General features: G+C 42.8%; 12 protein-coding genes. 6 read left to right on the forward strand and 6 right to left on the reverse strand.

The window, feature by feature from the left end; all coding sequences use genetic code 11:
* The first annotated feature begins 7 nt into the window (after positions 1 to 7).
* The 4 genes from KTO63_RS02105 to KTO63_RS02120 all read left to right on the forward strand — a co-directional run bounded on the left by KTO63_RS02105 (position 8) and on the right by KTO63_RS02120 (position 4,868).
* On the forward strand, positions 8 to 616 hold the full coding sequence (locus KTO63_RS02105) for a c-type cytochrome (RefSeq protein ID WP_217789467.1): 609 nt from the start codon (positions 8 to 10) through the stop codon (positions 614 to 616).
* Positions 617 to 640: 24 nt separating this feature from the next.
* Positions 641 to 1,906, forward strand: coding sequence for a sulfite dehydrogenase (soxC, locus tag KTO63_RS02110; RefSeq protein ID WP_217789468.1), 1,266 nt, complete (start codon positions 641 to 643; stop codon positions 1,904 to 1,906).
* On the forward strand, positions 1,906 to 3,333 hold the full coding sequence (locus tag KTO63_RS02115) for a phytoene desaturase family protein (RefSeq protein ID WP_217789469.1): 1,428 nt from the start codon (positions 1,906 to 1,908) through the stop codon (positions 3,331 to 3,333). Before soxC ends, KTO63_RS02115 begins: the two co-directional genes overlap by 1 nt.
* Positions 3,334 to 3,503: 170 nt before the next feature.
* A complete protein-coding gene (locus KTO63_RS02120; RefSeq protein ID WP_217789470.1) occupies positions 3,504 to 4,868 on the forward strand; it encodes a YeiH family protein in 1,365 nt (454 codons plus the stop codon).
* Positions 4,869 to 5,094: 226 nt separating this feature from the next.
* Here the strand turns inward: KTO63_RS02120 and KTO63_RS02125 are convergent, their stop codons facing one another.
* Positions 5,095 to 6,687 (reverse strand): arylsulfatase, encoded by a 1,593-nt coding sequence (locus KTO63_RS02125; RefSeq protein WP_217789471.1) that lies wholly within the window; start codon positions 6,685 to 6,687, stop codon positions 5,095 to 5,097.
* A 147-nt stretch (positions 6,688 to 6,834) separates the two neighbouring features.
* Between KTO63_RS02125 and KTO63_RS02130 the strand changes: the two genes are divergently transcribed.
* Together KTO63_RS02130 and KTO63_RS02135 are read left to right on the forward strand one after the other, a co-directional pair.
* On the forward strand, positions 6,835 to 7,149 hold the full coding sequence (locus KTO63_RS02130; RefSeq protein WP_217789472.1) for a LytTR family transcriptional regulator DNA-binding domain-containing protein: 315 nt from the start codon (positions 6,835 to 6,837) through the stop codon (positions 7,147 to 7,149).
* Complete coding sequence (locus tag KTO63_RS02135) at positions 7,142 to 8,203, forward strand: sialidase family protein (protein WP_217789473.1); 1,062 nt, start codon at positions 7,142 to 7,144, stop codon at positions 8,201 to 8,203. Before KTO63_RS02130 ends, KTO63_RS02135 begins: the two co-directional genes overlap by 8 nt.
* Before the next feature lie 43 nt (positions 8,204 to 8,246).
* Here the strand turns inward: KTO63_RS02135 and KTO63_RS02140 are convergent, their stop codons facing one another.
* From KTO63_RS02140 to KTO63_RS02160, 5 genes are all read right to left on the reverse strand, one after another.
* On the reverse strand, positions 8,247 to 10,823 hold the full coding sequence (locus KTO63_RS02140; protein ID WP_217789474.1) for a family 20 glycosylhydrolase: 2,577 nt from the start codon (positions 10,821 to 10,823) through the stop codon (positions 8,247 to 8,249).
* Between the two features lie 339 nt (positions 10,824 to 11,162).
* Complete coding sequence (locus KTO63_RS02145) at positions 11,163 to 12,065, reverse strand: DMT family transporter (protein ID WP_217789475.1); 903 nt, start codon at positions 12,063 to 12,065, stop codon at positions 11,163 to 11,165.
* A 39-nt stretch (positions 12,066 to 12,104) separates the two neighbouring features.
* A complete protein-coding gene (gene nagA, locus KTO63_RS02150; RefSeq protein WP_217789476.1) occupies positions 12,105 to 13,205 on the reverse strand; it encodes an N-acetylglucosamine-6-phosphate deacetylase in 1,101 nt (366 codons plus the stop codon).
* A gap of 20 nt (positions 13,206 to 13,225) precedes the next feature.
* Complete coding sequence (locus KTO63_RS02155; protein ID WP_217789477.1) at positions 13,226 to 14,407, reverse strand: AGE family epimerase/isomerase; 1,182 nt, start codon at positions 14,405 to 14,407, stop codon at positions 13,226 to 13,228.
* Between the two features lie 265 nt (positions 14,408 to 14,672).
* Positions 14,673 to 16,541 carry a GDSL-type esterase/lipase family protein gene (locus tag KTO63_RS02160; protein ID WP_217789478.1) on the reverse strand — a complete coding sequence of 623 codons (1,869 nt, stop codon included), beginning with the start codon at positions 16,539 to 16,541 and terminating at the stop codon, positions 14,673 to 14,675.
* Positions 16,542 to 16,564 lie beyond the last annotated feature (23 nt).

Below are 16,564 nucleotides of genomic sequence, written 5' to 3' on the forward strand. Positions count from 1 at the left end.
ATACAAAATGCTGCTTTTATTTCTGGCCGCGTTGTACATCGCTTCATGCAAAGGCAGGCAGGAAGATGAAATGATTGTTTACAACAAAAATTCGGCAGCACTAAGTAAGATAGACAGTGCAACTGAAACAAAGATCATAACAGAGATGCCCGCAACATTTGGCATTGGCAGAAAAGCAACGAACGCAGAAATAAAAGCCTGGGACATAGATGTGCGGCCCGATGGCAAAGGATTACCATACGGCTCGGGCAATGCAACAGAAGGCAAAGTGATATTCACACAGAAATGTGCGGCATGTCACGGCAAGGAAGGTGAAGGTGGCGCATACGCCCGTCTTGTTGGCGCAATGGGCGATACCGTTAAGGCAAAAACAATCGGTAATTATTGGCCGTGGTCCACTACCCTGTTTGATTATATCCGCCGCACGATGCCTTATAACATGCCGGGTTCCTTGAAAGATGATGAAGTGTATAGCCTGACCGCGTATCTTTTGTATCGCAACAAAATCATCGACTCTACGAAAAACATGGATGCAAAGAGCTTGCCCAAAGTAGTGATGCCTGCACGACAGTACTATGTGGATGATGACAGACGCGGCGGCCCGGAGATAAGATAAGATGCTATGTAAAACAGCTTTGACATGGAAAGACCAAAAGAAGAAAAGGAATATTCATTTAACGATAGTAAAAAAATAAACAGGAGACTGCTGCTGGGATCAGTGGCCGCAAGCGCCGTTATTGCCCTTGTTAAAACGACAACGGGACAGTTCGTGCCGGCTGCTGTTGCCAAGCCTGCATCCGCTCCACCCGATCCTACAAAAGTACAGGGGCCGCCTCCGGGCGCTGTGGGTACTCGTTCTCCGTTTGAACAACTCGCAAAGAAAACGTCAGACACTTCTTCACGTACACCTTTGCAAAGTCTCTATGGCACCATCACTCCTTCTGATCTGCATTTTGAAAGACATCATGGCGGCGTGCCTGTCATTGATCCAACTGCGTATAAGCTGGTCATTCATGGCATGGTGAAAAAACCGATGACATTTACATTGAACGATCTGAAACGATTTCCTTCTGTATCTCGCATTGCATTTCTCGAATGCTCCGGTAACTTTAGAAGTGGTAAACAGGAAATGACACCGCAGGAAATTTGTGGTTTGACCAGTCAAAGTGAATGGACGGGAGTTATGCTATCCACATTGTTCAGAGAAGTGGGTGCAAGCCCCAAGGCTACATGGTTTCTCGCAGAAGGTTCTGATGCAGCAGTAATGACAAGAAGCATACCGATGGGCAAAGGCTGGAACGATGCAATGATTGCCTATGGTCAAAATGGTGAAGCGCTGCGACCACAGCAAGGTTATCCGGCACGGTTGTTTCTGCCGGGATGGGAAGGCAATACCAATGTAAAATGGATCAGGCGCATCGAAGTATCTGATCAGCCATTTATGACAAGGGAAGAAACATCAAAGTATACGGAGAATATAAAGGATGGGAAAATAAGACAATTTAGTTTTGATATGGATGCACGCTCCATCATTACATTTCCCGCCTACCCTGTTCAGCTGGACAAGGGTTGGGTGGAAATAAAAGGACTTGCTTGGAGCGGACGAGGAAAAATATTAAGAGTTGAAGTAAGTGTGGATGCAGGAAAAAAATGGTATCCTGCAACTCTGCAGGAACCAGTGCTGGACAAAGCGCACACACGTTTCCGCTTTTTATGGAAATGGAACGGTAATGAAACGGAGATCATGAGCAGGGCCATTGATGAAACCGGATATACGCAACCAACATTGCAGCAACTAATCGACGCCCGTGGAACCGACATGGGAGGTTATCACCTCAACCCTATTACCGCATGGATAATAAAACGTGATGGCAGCGTTTTGTTTAAACCGGAAAAATGGAAATAATGAAGAACGAAAGAAAGGATTATGATGCAGTGGTTGTAGGCGCAGGGCCAAATGGTCTTGCCGCAACGATCACTTTACAACAGGCAGGACTATCGGTATTGCTGATAGAAGCGAAGGAAACCATTGGCGGCGGCATGCGCACCGCAGAACTTACATTGCCGGGATTTAAACACGATGTATGTTCTGCCATACATCCCATGGCTGTCATGTCGCCGTTTTTTAAAACATTGCCTCTGCATGATTTTGGATTGGAATGGATACAGCCTACAAATGCTGCAGCCCATCCATTTGATGACGGCAGCGCTGCAGTGCTTACCCGTTCCCTGGAAACCACAGCGCAATTGTTAAACAGCGATAAAGAAGTCTATCAAAAAGTTTTCGGCAAGCTGGTGAAACAATGGAAATCGATCCAACATGATGTGTTGGGTCCATTGCATTTTCCTGAAGCGCCCATTTCGTTTGCAGACTTTGGATTAAAAGCATTGTTGCCCGCTACGCAATTTGCGAAACGTTTTCAAACAGAAAAAGCAAAGGGGCTATGGGCAGGAATTACTGCGCACTCTGTACAGCCACTTGATCGCCTTACCACTTCCGCAATTGGATTGGTGCTTACGATCGCTGCACATGCTGAAGGATGGCCAATACCAAAAGGAGGCTCGCAAGTGATTGCCGATGCTATGACATCATATTTCTTATCGCTGGGAGGAAAAATAGAAATAGGCACTCCGATAAGTTCATTGAAACAATTGCCTTCGGCACGTGCCGTTTTGTTTGATGTTTCGCCAAAACAATTATTGCAGATCGCAGGTCACGATTTTTCGTCGATATACAAATCGCAATTAAGCAAATACCGCTACGGCATGGGCGTGTTCAAAATTGACTGGGCACTCGACGATGCCATTCCCTTTACGGCAGCAGAATGCAGGCAAGCGGGAACAGTCCACATCGGCAACACATTAACAGAGATAGCAGCCAATGAAAAAGCAACATGGCATGGATCTCATCCTGACAAACCTTTTGTCTTGCTCGCACAGCAAAGCCTGTTCGATACATCGCGAGCACCTGAAGGGAAGCATGTTGCATGGGCATATTGCCATGTACCAAACGGTTCAACAAAAGATATGACAACAGCTATAGAGAACCAGGTGGAAAGGTTTGCTCCCGGCTTCAAAGAAAGAATCATTGGAAGGCACACATTCAACACGAGCCAGTTGGAGCAATACAATGCCAATTATATCGGAGGAGATGTGATCGGAGGCGCTACTGATATCGGGCAACTGTTTACCAGGCCGGCATTGCGTTATTCACCTTACAGAACATCAACAAAAGGTATTTACATATGCTCGGCTTCTACACCACCGGGTGGTGGCGTACATGGAATGTGCGGCTATCACGCTGCCAGCCGTGTATTGAAAGATCTATTCTAATAAACTAGTCTATTATTTTTGTAGACTTATATAAAGGAATTATTTTGCGGCCATAAAAACTGGTTTCTGCATTTTAAACCATCGACAACTTATTTATAAAACATCCTTAACGATTAGAAAACGATTTTAAAATCGTTCATTTTTCCAGGATACAACAACCAACAAAGCGCATGTCAAACGAAACAATTAACAGCAACACTTTATCGCCGGAACTGGCAATTCCAGTTGCGACAAAACGCAATATCCTAAAGGGTTTGCACGAAGATGTATGGGCCGTAATAATCGCAGGACTATTGGTAACCGGCATATTGGTGGGAGCTTTCCTATCACCTGACCTTCATTTTAAAACGCCTGTTTTCCAGTGGGCGACTTCAGCAGATTTGCTCACAAAAGTGTTGTCATTCAATAACCTTTTTCTATTGGTTATTATTGGCGCAGTATTTTGTTCATTATCGTCCATTGCTATTTTGTTTTCGGGAGGCAATGTGCGCCGATTCATTTTAGGTTTTCTGACAATCTATCTTTTGGCGCTGGTTTCACTTGTAGTTTCCGGCAACAAGACCATTAGCTATTATGGCATTGAATACGTGGTATTCGGATTGACGATAGGTTTGTTATTAGGCAATCTAACTAAGTTACCAGACTGGATCAAAGAAGCGGCACGTTCTGAATTCTTCATTAAAACCGGACTTGTAATTCTTGGCACCAGCATTCTTTTTACAGACATTGTAAAGGCGGGACTGCCGGGCATCCTGCAAGCGATCTTTGTTGTAGCTGCAGTGTGGTTCTTTGCACTTTGGTTAGCGCGCCGATTGAAGGTTGATGATGAATTCGGAGTAATACTTGCCTCTGCCGTTTCTATTTGCGGCGTATCTGCAGCAATCGTTGCGTGTGGAGCAATCAATGGCGATAAGAAGAAGTTATCTTATATCACCACGCTGGTGCTTCTTGTTGCTATTCCCATGCTTGTTTTCATGCCATGGATCATAAGAGAATTGGGCATATCAGAAGTAGTAGGCGGCGCATGGCTCGGCGGCACGCTCGACACGACAGCCTCTGTAACGGCAGCGTCTGAACTGGTTGGGCCTATCGCAACCAAAGCGGGTGTGATCATTAAATTTTCACAAAATGTATTGATAGGTGTTGCAGCATTTTTCATTGCAGGATGGTGGGTATGGCGCAAAACCGCAGGTGTGAATGAGAACGCGGAAAAACCATCATTAAGATTGGTTTGGGAACGCTTCCCAAAATTCGTTATCGGTTTTATTGCCGCTTCTATACTTTTTTCATTTTTGATTCCGGGCGATACCGGCAAACAAGTATCTGGCATCTTCAGCAGTTTGCGCACGATTTGGTTTGCGTTGGCATTTGTCTCCATTGGGCTGGAAGCGCGGTTTTCCGATTTGTACAAAATGGACGGCGGCCGGCCGGCCCTGGCTTTCGTCGGCGCTCAACTATTTAATATTTTATGGACGCTACTTTGGGCCTGGCTTTTGTTTGGAGGCATTCTGCTTCCCGCACCAGATATACGATAGATACGAAATCCATCACTATACGCTTCACTCACTATTAACCAAAACGACTGGCTGTACTCGCAAGGAGTGCAGCCTTTTTTATTTTGGCACACTTGAATTTATTTAAATAAGAAGAGGTTTGCAAAATTGCTCTGCAAACCTCTTCTTACTTAAATACCTCCTGAGAATATGTTAACCTTCACCGAATGTGTAAACCCTACACAAACGTGATTGTATGTTTACCCCACTATTTTTCAGATGAGACAGGTGCTTTAACTTTTAATATTTGAGAATTGATCTGGTTGATCTCATCCTCTACTCCATCTGGTGAAAAACTTGCCGGTAACTGGGAAGGTGGATACTTGATAAACGTTTGAAGAAATTCAATGGCATGCAAGCCCCCTTGAAAGACTAAAAAATCATTATCAACAACCCACTGATAATATACATATGAAGTTAAGTCTGCCCTCTCATACGGGTCCATTCGAAGATTAAACAGTTTTGGCACACGATAAAGAATGAACGGATCTTTCCACACATCAAAGCCTGCCGGTGCAGACTGTTGACGAAATACTGTTTTATAGTTTCCCCATCGTATGGCTACTAGCTGTGCATCGTCATTAAAATAAATGAACTCTTTACGTGCACTTTTATCAGTCTTACCAGTTAAAAAATCCAGCTGGTTGTAGCCATCCAAATGAACTTTAAATGTTTTGCCACCTACACTGGCACCTTTCAACAAATCGCTTGTTATGTTGGCATTGCCCGCTGCCGCTAAAAGCGTTGGAAACCAGTCGAGGCCTGAAAACATTTCGTTAGTAATGCCACCTGGTTTAATATGTCCGGGCCAGCGTACAAATGCAGGCACGCGAAAAGCGCCTTCCCAGTTGGTATTTTTTTCGCTTCTGAACGGAGTGGTCGCAGCATCTGGCCAGCTAAATTGGTTAGGGCCATTATCTGTAGTAAAAATAACGATGGTATTGTCGGTAATTTTTAACTCATCCAACAATGCCATCAGTTTGCCCACGTTGTCATCCATTTCCAGCATACCATCAGCATAGTCGTTACCCGGCATTCCTGCTCTTCCCTGCATAGATGGACGAATATGTGTATGAAGGTGCATACGAGTAAAATTCATCCAGCTAAAAAAGGGCTTGCCTGATTGAGCTTGCTTCTTGATCCAATTCATGCAGGCGGTAGTAGTTTCATCATCTATGGTTTCCATTCTTTTGATGGTAAGCGGGCCTGTATCTTCAATTTTGCCGTCAGCAGTTGAATGAATAACTCCACGAGGTTGATACGCTTTCTTAAAAGCAGGATCATCTTTTGGCCATGCCGCGTGTTCGGGCTCTTCCTCTGCATTCAGATGGTATAAATTACCAAAGAACTCATCGAATCCATGCTTGGTGGGTAAATATTCATCTCTATCTCCCAAATGGTTTTTGCCAAACTGACCTGTAGAATACCCAAGGGGTTTTAAAGCCTGGGCAATTGTAATATCGCGATCTTGCAGCCCGACAGGTGCACCTGGCACACCTACTTTTGAAAGCCCTGTACGCTTTGCACATTGTCCTGTTATAAAGGTAGAACGACCGGCTGTGCAGCTATTTTCTGCATAGTAATCTGTAAACATTAAACCCTCTTTCGCCAGTTTATCAAGGTTCGGCGTTTTGTAACCCACAACGCCAAACGAATAGGCACTGATGTTAGTTTGGCCAACATCGTCACCAAAAATCACGAGAATATTTGGTTTTTTTTGTTGGGCATGGGCGGTCGTCGTTGCCAATAGCAGCATCCCAGCTGTCACCAGCCAATTGAACTTTTTTGTTTGTTGCTCCATGGATCAGCTTTTTAAATTGATAAATGTTAATGATTAGTTTTTTGACACACCGGGTCACATTCTTCCTTGCCGGTTGTATACTTTGTCACCTGTACCAGCTTAGTTTACAGAGACATGTAGAAGGTTAACAATAAAGAAAATAAAAAGTTGGCAGGTCCAAACACTATTTATCAGGTTCTACAAAATGTTCAAGATAAAATGACAGGGTTTATAGAGCATTTAACCATGCGTGCGATTGGAGAAAAACTCCCACCCGGTTCACATGCGCGTGTACATAAGTTTTTTATCGTCATGACAGATAAAATTTCTTCTATCTGCAACGATATGGTTCGCATAAAAGATAAAGAAATTCCCCTAAGCCCTATTCCATATAAACAAGTTGCTTCGAAGATTTTAGAAAAGATTATTTGTCATATCTTTCTTTCCGTGCAAAAAAGGTATTCAATAAGCAGCTATGAATAAAAGAATATTAAACCGGTTATACATTTTGAGTGTACTGATTGTTACCATTCAAAATGTTCACAGCCAGTCAAAATGGACAATAATCAGTGAGCGTCTTTTGTTTAACAACCCTCCATTCAAAGCCTGCCATGCATCCACCATTACAGAAACAAAGAATGGAGAAATTGTGGTTGCCTGTTTTGGAGGCGCTTACGAAGGGAATAAAGATGTTGTTATCTGGACGGGGAAAATATTACCCGATGGCTCTGTCATTCCCAAACAAGCTGCTGATGGTGTTGTAAACGACACACTCAGGTATCCATGCTGGAACCCGGTCCTGTTTACAAAAAAGAACGGAGCGCTCATTTTGTTTTATAAAGTAGGCCCCAATCCGCGTACATGGCAGGGGCTATATAAAGTTTCCAATGACCAGGGACAGACATGGTCAAATGCGACCCACTTGCCAAACGGAATACTGGGCCCTATTAAAAACAAACCCGTGCAACTGAAAGATGGCACTATCCTATGCCCTTCCAGTGTTGAATATACTGACGAGCATTGGAAAGCTTTTATAGAAAAAACAGATGAAAGCCTAACCGACTGGACATCTATCCCGGTAGATACTGCATCTAAGTTTGATGTGATTCAACCAAGCATACTTCTTTACGGAAACAAAAAACTGCAAATACTTTGCAGAAGCAAACAGGGAAACGTCGTTCAGTCCAGATCGAATGATAATGGAAAGTCGTGGAGCGCATTGTCCAAAACCCAATTGCTCAATCCTAATTCAGGTACTGATGCAGTTACGCTAAAAAATGGCAAACAACTAATCGTGTACAACCCTGACGTGCCTGGCAAAGAATGGTTCAACAATCGCGCTAACCTTAAAGTAGCTGTTTCAGAAGACGGTGAGAAATGGCAAGATATCCTGACACTTGAGCATGGCACTACGGAAGAATTCAGTTATCCCGCAATTATTCAAACAAGCGATGGCCTCATTCACATTACTTACACCTTCAATCGTTCAAACATAAAGCATGTGGTAGTTAAAGAGCAAGTAAAAAGTAAAAATTAAGAAGTCAAAAATGTTGCTTCTGGTACGACCCTCTTTTGAATTTTTAATTTATTTCGACAAAAGTAAACATCCACTTCACCGGATTCTGCCAGTCTTTCCCTTTAAAGCTTCCTATTGGTGCTTTAATCAAAACATCGTTCCAACCTTTTCTTAAATATATTTTTGTGGGACTGCGGTATTCATAGCCTTCATCATTTAAGGGTATTTCAGAATTTCCTTTCTGTCCGCCCCTTAACCAAACAGGCGATGCAATTAATTTTCCATTCACCCACACTGCACTGTTTTTGGTGTCCCAGCCATCCAGCGGCGGAGAATCTGTAGCAGGTGACCTCGAAATATTATTGAACCCTATCCAAAAGTTCTTTACACCATCTTCATCCGCCCAAATGGATGTTGTAGCGTACCACGTAGTGCTATCTTTAGGATTTTCAATGGCACCTTTTATTAAGGGTGCCCACCAATGCCGGAGCACAATGGTGCCGCCGGTTACCTCTTTATAAAACTTACTGTTTGCTTTATCACCTTTTTTTGTTTCAGGCAAAAATTGTTTTGCCAGATCACCACCATTATCATACGGTCCATACAACTTCCAAACAATATCGGATTGCTTAACGTAATTGAATATTTTATCGTTGAAATAGATTTTCTTGTTTTCAAGAAGCCGCCCTTCAAAATCTATGAATTGTTTTTTATCGCCATCATCAATATTCGCAACCCAGCCGCTGCGACCGCCGCCGCGCCAACATCTTTCTGCAAATGCAAGCACACCGGGATAAACAGGATTCATTTGTAGCACATCTTCTTCCTTGCCAACGGCCCTGTCGGGCCACATACAAATGGTGCCACCCAATGTGGTCGCATCTCCCTTTTCTTTATCTGCTATCCTGCGGTTGAAAATTGTTGTAACTGCTTCCAGCGGGTCCATGTGGTTCAGGTACAAATGTCTCGAATCAATATACTGTACCTCATTTCCCGATGCGTGATGTGCATTATCATCCATCCACAATTGGCGAATGGTGCTTCCGGTAAAATTCCCACCCGGTTGCCAGCCAATTACTTTCCTGCCAAGGCTTTCGATGCAGGCTGTCATTTCGGGAACAAAATTTTTGCTAGTAATTTTTACTTCATCAGCACCAATGTGAATGAACGGCACATCATAAGTTGCGCAAAATTCTTTCAGAATATTTTTCACCATTAGCATTCCTGAATCACTCTGCATATCTGTTTTCATAGCCCTTTTGAAAGCCGCACTATGGCCAGGCATATCAATTTCAGGAACGAATGTGATGTATCTTTCTTTGCAGAAAGTTATCAATTCCTTTATCTCCGTTTCGGTATAATACATGCCTTTATTGCGAAGCATATTTTCAGGGGCCGTTAACTGCGGATATTGTTTGCTTGCCAATCTCCATGCTATATCTTCAGTCGCATGAAAATGAAACACATTCATTTTATACATGGCCATCACATCAATCTGTTCCTTCAGGAATTTCATTGACATATAGTTTCTGCCCACATCAATCATGTATCCGCGCCAGGAAAATGTAGGATGGTCCGTAATGTCGCAGGCATCAATCATTGCGCCATCTCTCATCAGCTGCCGTAATGTTTGAATGCCATTAAAAATCCCATGCGTTGTTTTAGCAGTCAGAAGAATTTTATTTTCAGAAACATTCATTGCGTAGCCTTCATCTGTCATGCCGGGAACCTGGGCATTTAATCGCAATTCAATATCCGTTTCATCTTTACCAGCTTTGTTGCTGATGGAGGTTTGCAATCCTTTTTCAGTAAATATGGCTTTCAATTTTTCTGCTTCCTTCATCAAAGCATTATCGGTAACCATAATGGAGTGGCACTTGTATAATGGAAAAAATCCGTTGTTCCATGTGAGTTGTTGTGGCAAAGGGATTAGTGATGGTTTTGCCTGCAAATCATAAACATAAGGAAACACAATATGCTTCCATAGCAAATAACCTTCTCCCAACAAATGCAAACCATCATTCGTGAATTTTTCATTCAATTTGCCCTGTTGATTTATGAAGAAAGGAAAGAGATTAATGAATGTATAGCCGTAGCCTGAAGCGAAGCTGTTTAGTTTGCTATTTACCTTCAGGATTGAATCTGTTTTATTAGTGTGCCCTTCAAATTTCTTAAACCTGTCCGATACCGGAAGAATGCTTTGTATGAACAGTTTGGAGGAAGGAGATTCTTGCTTTATCCAACTGGCAACAAGTAAAATATTTTTTACAATGGAATCAGTACTGATGCCTTTTGCGAGGTCATTGACTCCTATCAAAAGAAAAACTTTTTTTGGTTTCTGTTTGCCAATATCGCCAATGCGGTGAAGCACGCCCGCGCTGATGTCGCCGCTAATGCCTCTGTTTTTAATATTTATATCTGCAAACAACTCGGACCATTCGGCACCATCGGTAATACTGTTGCCAATAAAAACAATATCATTTTTCGTTGCAGGTAAAAGTTTAAAATGGCTTACGCGCTGCTGGTAGTAAGTACTGAACAAGGAGTCGCTCAGGTTGGGCAATCGAATCTGTGTCTGCGCTTGCGCCAATACTGATGAGAGAATGATAATCAGGAAAACAATCTTTACAGCTATTCTCATAGTTTATGAAATGAATTGAGATCTCTAAAAATATAGAGCAAATCTTTTAACAATGTGATATCCTTTAATTTGATATGTCGCTCCTACGGAGCTGGTATTTGTCACCGTCATGGTTTGGATTCTACGAACATTTTGCTCCTACGGAGCTTTCCATCACCCAGTGTCTTTAATAACCCCGTAGGGGTTAAACGTTCGTAGCCCACGTAAACATTTCGCAAAATAATAGCCAGCTCCGTAGGAGCGATAAGTTATATGAAAATGCAAAAAAAATTATACTCGTTAACCCTGTTGGCTTTACCTGCCGGACCAACATTCTCCATCTGTTACAAACAAATAGCTTTAGTCAAAAACCACTTCGCTCTTGTTCCGTTTTTTTGAAATCAACAATCCTGTTATAACAAGAACAATTCCGATAACAGTGTACAGACTTATAACATCTTTCAGCCACCATGCGGCAATTATGAACCCGAACAATGGGCACAGGAATAACCAAAGGCCTGCCCTGACTGTGTTTATGGACAAAAGCCATAGCCATAATTGCACCGAAACAATTGAAACGGGAATAGCCAGCCATGTCACTGACAACCAAAATGTTTTTGTAAAATGATTTTGTTCCGGCTTATAAGAAAGCAAAACGGCAGGCAACAGGAACAATCCGCCCAACAATGTTTGCCATCCATTAATAACCAGCAAAGAAAGGTTGTTCCATGTTCTTGAAGAGAAGTAAATGGCGGCTGCGGAATAACACAGCATGCTAAACAGTAAAAGCAGCAGCCCCCCAGCAGTTACAGACGCATTACTGAATAACGGCCAGGCAGCGTAACCAACGCCGAGTGTACAAATCACCAATGAAAGAATGATGCGCCATCCCATTTTTTGTTTTAAGAAAATAACAGAAAGAAAACTGATAAAAACAGGATTGGTAGCAACTGCCAGCGAACCAATACCTGCCGTTACGGTTTGCATGGCCACTACATAACATCCGAGATAAATAGTGATATTCAGCAAACCATAAATAGCCAGTTGCTTCCACTCTTTGCCCGCCGGTAATCTTTTACGCTGTATGATATGTGCTATGAACAAAAGGATGCATGCCGCCAACGCAAACCGCACAATGGCAATGACCAAAGGCTGTGCCACTGCTAATCCTGCTTTGGTGGCAGTGGATGCAGAGGGCCAAAGAATGGCGAATAATAATCCACCAACCAACCATTTTATTCCTCCGGCTTTTGATGTTTGCATTTCTTTTATTGCAATTATTTGTTCTCTTTAATGGACAATTTATAACATGATACAAGAACCTTCTTGTTGATTAATGGCAACCAGCTTGGCTTTATAGCCCTTCTTAATTTCTCCCAATTCATTGTCCAAACCCATCACCCTTGCAGGATATAAACTGCACATGCGAATAGCCTCTCCCATTTCTATACCGCAATGATTCACCAGGTTCAACAATGCCTTGTGCATGGTTAATGCAGAACCGCTTAAAATACCTGCGGCTTCATATTTGTCTCCTGCAAGTTCATGCTGATAAGCTCCCGCTGTTGTTTGCGTAACTGCATCTGTAATTACAAACAATCTGTTTTTCATAACGGCTTTGGCTATTCTTATCGCCGCATAATCTACATGATAGCCATCTGGAATAATACTTGCCATTACGCTATCATCATCCATTGCCGCGCCTGCCAGTCCTGGCTCGCGATGCTGTAATGGACTCATGGCATTATACAAATGAGTAACAGCTTTTATGCCAGCGCGGAAACTTTCTTTAGCTTGTTTGTAAGTAGCATTGCTATGGCCCGCGGAAATAACAATACCATAGGAAAGAATAAGATCAATTACTTCTTTGCTGCATTGCTCTGGCGCCAGGGTTATTATTTTAATTACCCCTTTTCCGTATTCCAATAGTTCTTTTGCTTCAATTAATGAAGGAGAACGAACCAGCGACTCAATATGTGCACCTCGTTTTAGCGGATTGATCCATGGGCCTTCCAGATGTATTCCCAAAACACCTTCACCTTCCTGTTTCCAATAATTTCTAATGGCATCTATTGCCTTCTTAAATACGTCGTAATGATTGGTTGCAACAGTGGGCATGCAAAAGGCTGCACCTCCGTCACGGCAATAATTGTACAAATCGGTTAATGCTTCCGGCGTGGGATGTTCAGAAAGTAGTTTTCCGTTTGCTCCGTATATCTGCAAATCGATGAATGCCGGAGAAATGATTGCATCACTAACGTTATTCAATTTGAGGTCGGCTGGAAGTTTGCTCTGCGCAACTACATCCTTGATTATTTCGCCATCGACAATAATTGCATGGTCGTCAAGCCATTCGTTGCCGGTAAAAATTTTCTCTGCTGCATGGGCCGTATAATTGTTCATAGTGTGTTTTATCAGGTTGCCTATTCAAGATATTGATTTAATATTTGCAAACAATACCACTCCTGTCGCGGCAGGTGAAATGGACCTTTGTACAGGTTGCCTTTAGCTGTTTGTGCCAATGTGCCATCTCTATGCAGATAACCAAACCATTCGCCATTTTTTGCATCATGAAATTTATGGTAAGAATAATCATGCACTTGTTTATGCCAGCCGGCATACTTTTCATTACCCGTCATCAAGTGCGCAAGTAATGTAGCTATGATCACTTCATTGTGCGGCCACCAGAATTTCATATCCTGCCAATATTCCTGTACAGGTTTATTGTAAACATCCCGAAAATACAGAATCCCTCCGTATTCTTTGTCCCATCCCCTTTCCCACATATAGTCAATCATGCGACATCCCAAATCAATCAGCCGTTTATCGTTGTTCCTGTAAATAGCTTCATGGAGAATGAACCATGCTCCTTCTATTGCATGTCCCGGATTGAGTGTCCGTCCATCAATATGATCTATAATGCTTCCGTCTGGAGCAACCTGCTCCATCACACATTTAATATCGTCTTTCACAAAATCCCTTTCAATTTCTGTTATCCATTTTTCTATCCATTCATCGCAACGGGGATCGCCAATGGTCTCTCTTAATTGCTGGGCTGTATTGATCATGATCATCGGTACGCCAATGCCTTTCGATGTTCTCGTTTCTGTAAACTTTGGAGTCATTTTTTTCTCGCCGCTTGCATAGGCTATGCACTCGCCAAACACACGTCTTGCGTTCGTGGCCGCTTGTTGATCACCACTTGCCTTTGCATAAGCGGCGGCAGCAATTACATAAAATGTTTCAGAAAAAAAATAACGCCTTTTCCGGATGGGTCGGCCGTCTCTGGTTACATGGAAAAACATTTGTCCATCTGCATCGAAGCAAAATTTATTGAGGAAGTCGTAACCGAGTTTGGCTCCCTGCAACCACTCCTCTTTTTGTTCGACCGTGTTGTACAAAGTCGACAAAAGCCACGTGGCTCTTCCCTGTATCCACACTGCTTTATCATCATCGATCAATTCTCCATCTGCGTCCCTCATCAACAAAAAGCCACCGTGCTCATGGTCAAATGAGCGTGGGAACCAAAATGGAACGGTATCGCCTAACAATTGTTTTTTATAAAACTGCTGCAATGCAATTAAGTCTTGTTGCGAATATTTCATCTTACTATTCCTGTTTTTAAAGTATAACACTTGCGCATTTATTTGTTGGGGAAAGTCAATTTATATCAATCCTAAAAGTAGATGCAGGCAATGCCGCGCCATTCTCCAAATTGGCGTCAGTATAAGGCTCCCACCCGTACAAAACTATTTTGGGCGTTGCCTTACCTTCGATTTGAATAACCACTTTATCGTCCTTTATAAAAACGTGTGATGGGATTGAACGACCATATTCATCAAGTATTTTAAATCCTTTCAGGGGTTTCTTTCATTTTGTTTGCAAATGATTGGCATAGTTGAAAGAAACAATTACCTGGTCATTTTTGCGCACAGCTTTCAAAGGCAGTGGCCCATAAGGCACTACGTCTGTGCGTCCATACGAAAAATGCAAGGCCAGGTTTGCGAGGCGATCACCCACAGGTTTCTTTGAAGTGTAATGCACGTTTGCAGAATCCCCGAGATCGCTGGTGACAGCCATGCCTGTATTTGGAATTTGTTTCAGCATTTGTAGTTGACTGTATCGGAAAGAGGGCCACGAAGGCCTGTTGATGGAAGACAACTGCACATAGTAAAACGGGAAGTTGTACCCCCATTGATCTCTCCAGCTTTTCACCAATTCAGTAAAAGCAGTTTCGTGCAGTTCGATATTGTGCGCGTTGCTTTCGCCCTGGTACCAGATCACGCCTGCAATTGGGAATCCGGTAAAAGGTTTAATGCCCGCTTCGAAATTATAACAGGGCTCGTAAGGATGTCGCTGTTTAGGATTGTCAGCTTTTTTCAAATTCGTATCCGCACGTTCTCTCACCCATGGCATAATAAAGTCAGACTTGCGCCAATTCGTTAATTCATTCACCAGCACGGGTGAATGCTCCATGGCGTATCGATCGATCCATGATTCTGTAGTTGAACCGCCCATTGCTACCTGTATTAAGCCAACGGGAACTTTTAGAGCAGACTGCAATGTCTTACCATAGAAATAAGCAACAGCAGAAAATTCTTTTGCTGCCGCAGAATCACATCTTTGCCACGTGCCAGAAAAATAAGCGAGTTCATTTACTTTTTGAAGCGTTTCTTGATCCCATGCATAATTATCCGTTTCGGCGAAAGGCTGCATCCTCAGCAATCTAACTGCACTGCTTGTCTCTGCCTCGGCCATGTCATTTCTATCCTTCACAGCTTCGCGCATTTTGAAATACATGTTGCTTTGTCCCGAGCAAAGCCAAACTTCTCCTATTAAAATATCTTCCAGGGTCACAGATCCGGATGAAGAAACAAAACTTGCGGTATAGGGTCCTCCTGCCCGCATTGCGGGAAATTTCGCGTCCCATTTCCCATCGTCATTCGCTGAACAAGTTTCTTTTTTGCCATTAAAACTGACAACAATTTTTTCATTAGCATTTGCTCTTCCATAAAAATGCACGGGTTTGTTTCTCTGCAACACCATGTGCGATGCGAACACCGTCGCCAACTTCAGGCCGCCGTAATTGCCTGTGAGTTTTTGAAAGACCGTTGCAGCAAGTATCGACGCTCCTTCTTCGTTTGGGTGAAGGGCGTCGGGAAATAAATCAGGCCGCGAATACAATGGCGAATGAAAATCAATTAAGCCGGTTTTATTAACAGAAGCGATTTGTGGTATTACATTTTGTACTTGCCAAAACCACTCCCTCGTGCCTGATTTAAATCTTGGATGATCACTGAATATGGGTGTCATTTTGCAGATAAAAATTTTTACCGCTGGGTTTGATTTACGCAACGTATCAATGAGCCATGAATAGTCAGGTACAAACTCGTCACGATAATTGGGCCAGTCGCGCGGATCAGTGTCATTTAATCCAAGATCAATGATGGCAATATCTGGATGAGAATTAATGGCCTCTGCAAACTCTTTCGTTTTGCTAAATGGATTGTGCCCGTGTCGCAAAAGCGTAGCTCCGCTGTGTCCAAAATTTTCCACGAGATAATCAGCACCCAGCAATTGTTGTAGTTGAGCAGGGTAAGACGTTTGCAATGGTGCTTTATGAAGATATCCATAGGTAACAGAATTGCCCATGCAAGCAATCTTAATCGGCCGCTGCGAAAAAACAACAATACAGATCAGACTTAGAAGAAGTGGTATGAAGAATCTTTTATCAATCATTTTTAAGATTGTTTTATTAACAT

It is taken from the genome of Pinibacter aurantiacus (assembly GCF_019130065.1).
GTDB lineage: Bacteria > Bacteroidota > Bacteroidia > Chitinophagales > Chitinophagaceae > Pinibacter > Pinibacter aurantiacus.

Excerpts from the sequence above, each read along its gene's own strand:
- KTO63_RS02120 (WP_217789470.1), top strand. The coding sequence starts at position 3,504 with ATGTCAAACGAAACAATTAACAGCAACACTTTATCGCCGGAACTGGCA.
- KTO63_RS02125 (WP_217789471.1), bottom strand. The coding sequence starts at position 6,687 with ATGGAGCAACAAACAAAAAAGTTCAATTGGCTGGTGACAGCTGGGATG.
- KTO63_RS02155 (WP_217789477.1), bottom strand. The coding sequence starts at position 14,407 with ATGAAATATTCGCAACAAGACTTAATTGCATTGCAGCAGTTTTATAAA.
- KTO63_RS02135 (WP_217789473.1), top strand. The coding sequence starts at position 7,142 with ATGAATAAAAGAATATTAAACCGGTTATACATTTTGAGTGTACTGATT.
- KTO63_RS02105 (WP_217789467.1), top strand. The coding sequence starts at position 8 with ATGCTGCTTTTATTTCTGGCCGCGTTGTACATCGCTTCATGCAAAGGC.
- nagA (WP_217789476.1), bottom strand. The coding sequence starts at position 13,205 with ATGAACAATTATACGGCCCATGCAGCAGAGAAAATTTTTACCGGCAAC.
- soxC (WP_217789468.1), top strand. The coding sequence starts at position 641 with ATGGAAAGACCAAAAGAAGAAAAGGAATATTCATTTAACGATAGTAAA.
- KTO63_RS02160 (WP_217789478.1), bottom strand. The coding sequence starts at position 16,541 with ATGATTGATAAAAGATTCTTCATACCACTTCTTCTAAGTCTGATCTGT.
- KTO63_RS02115 (WP_217789469.1), top strand. The coding sequence starts at position 1,906 with ATGAAGAACGAAAGAAAGGATTATGATGCAGTGGTTGTAGGCGCAGGG.
- KTO63_RS02140 (WP_217789474.1), bottom strand. The coding sequence starts at position 10,823 with ATGAGAATAGCTGTAAAGATTGTTTTCCTGATTATCATTCTCTCATCA.
- KTO63_RS02145 (WP_217789475.1), bottom strand. The coding sequence starts at position 12,065 with ATGCAAACATCAAAAGCCGGAGGAATAAAATGGTTGGTTGGTGGATTA.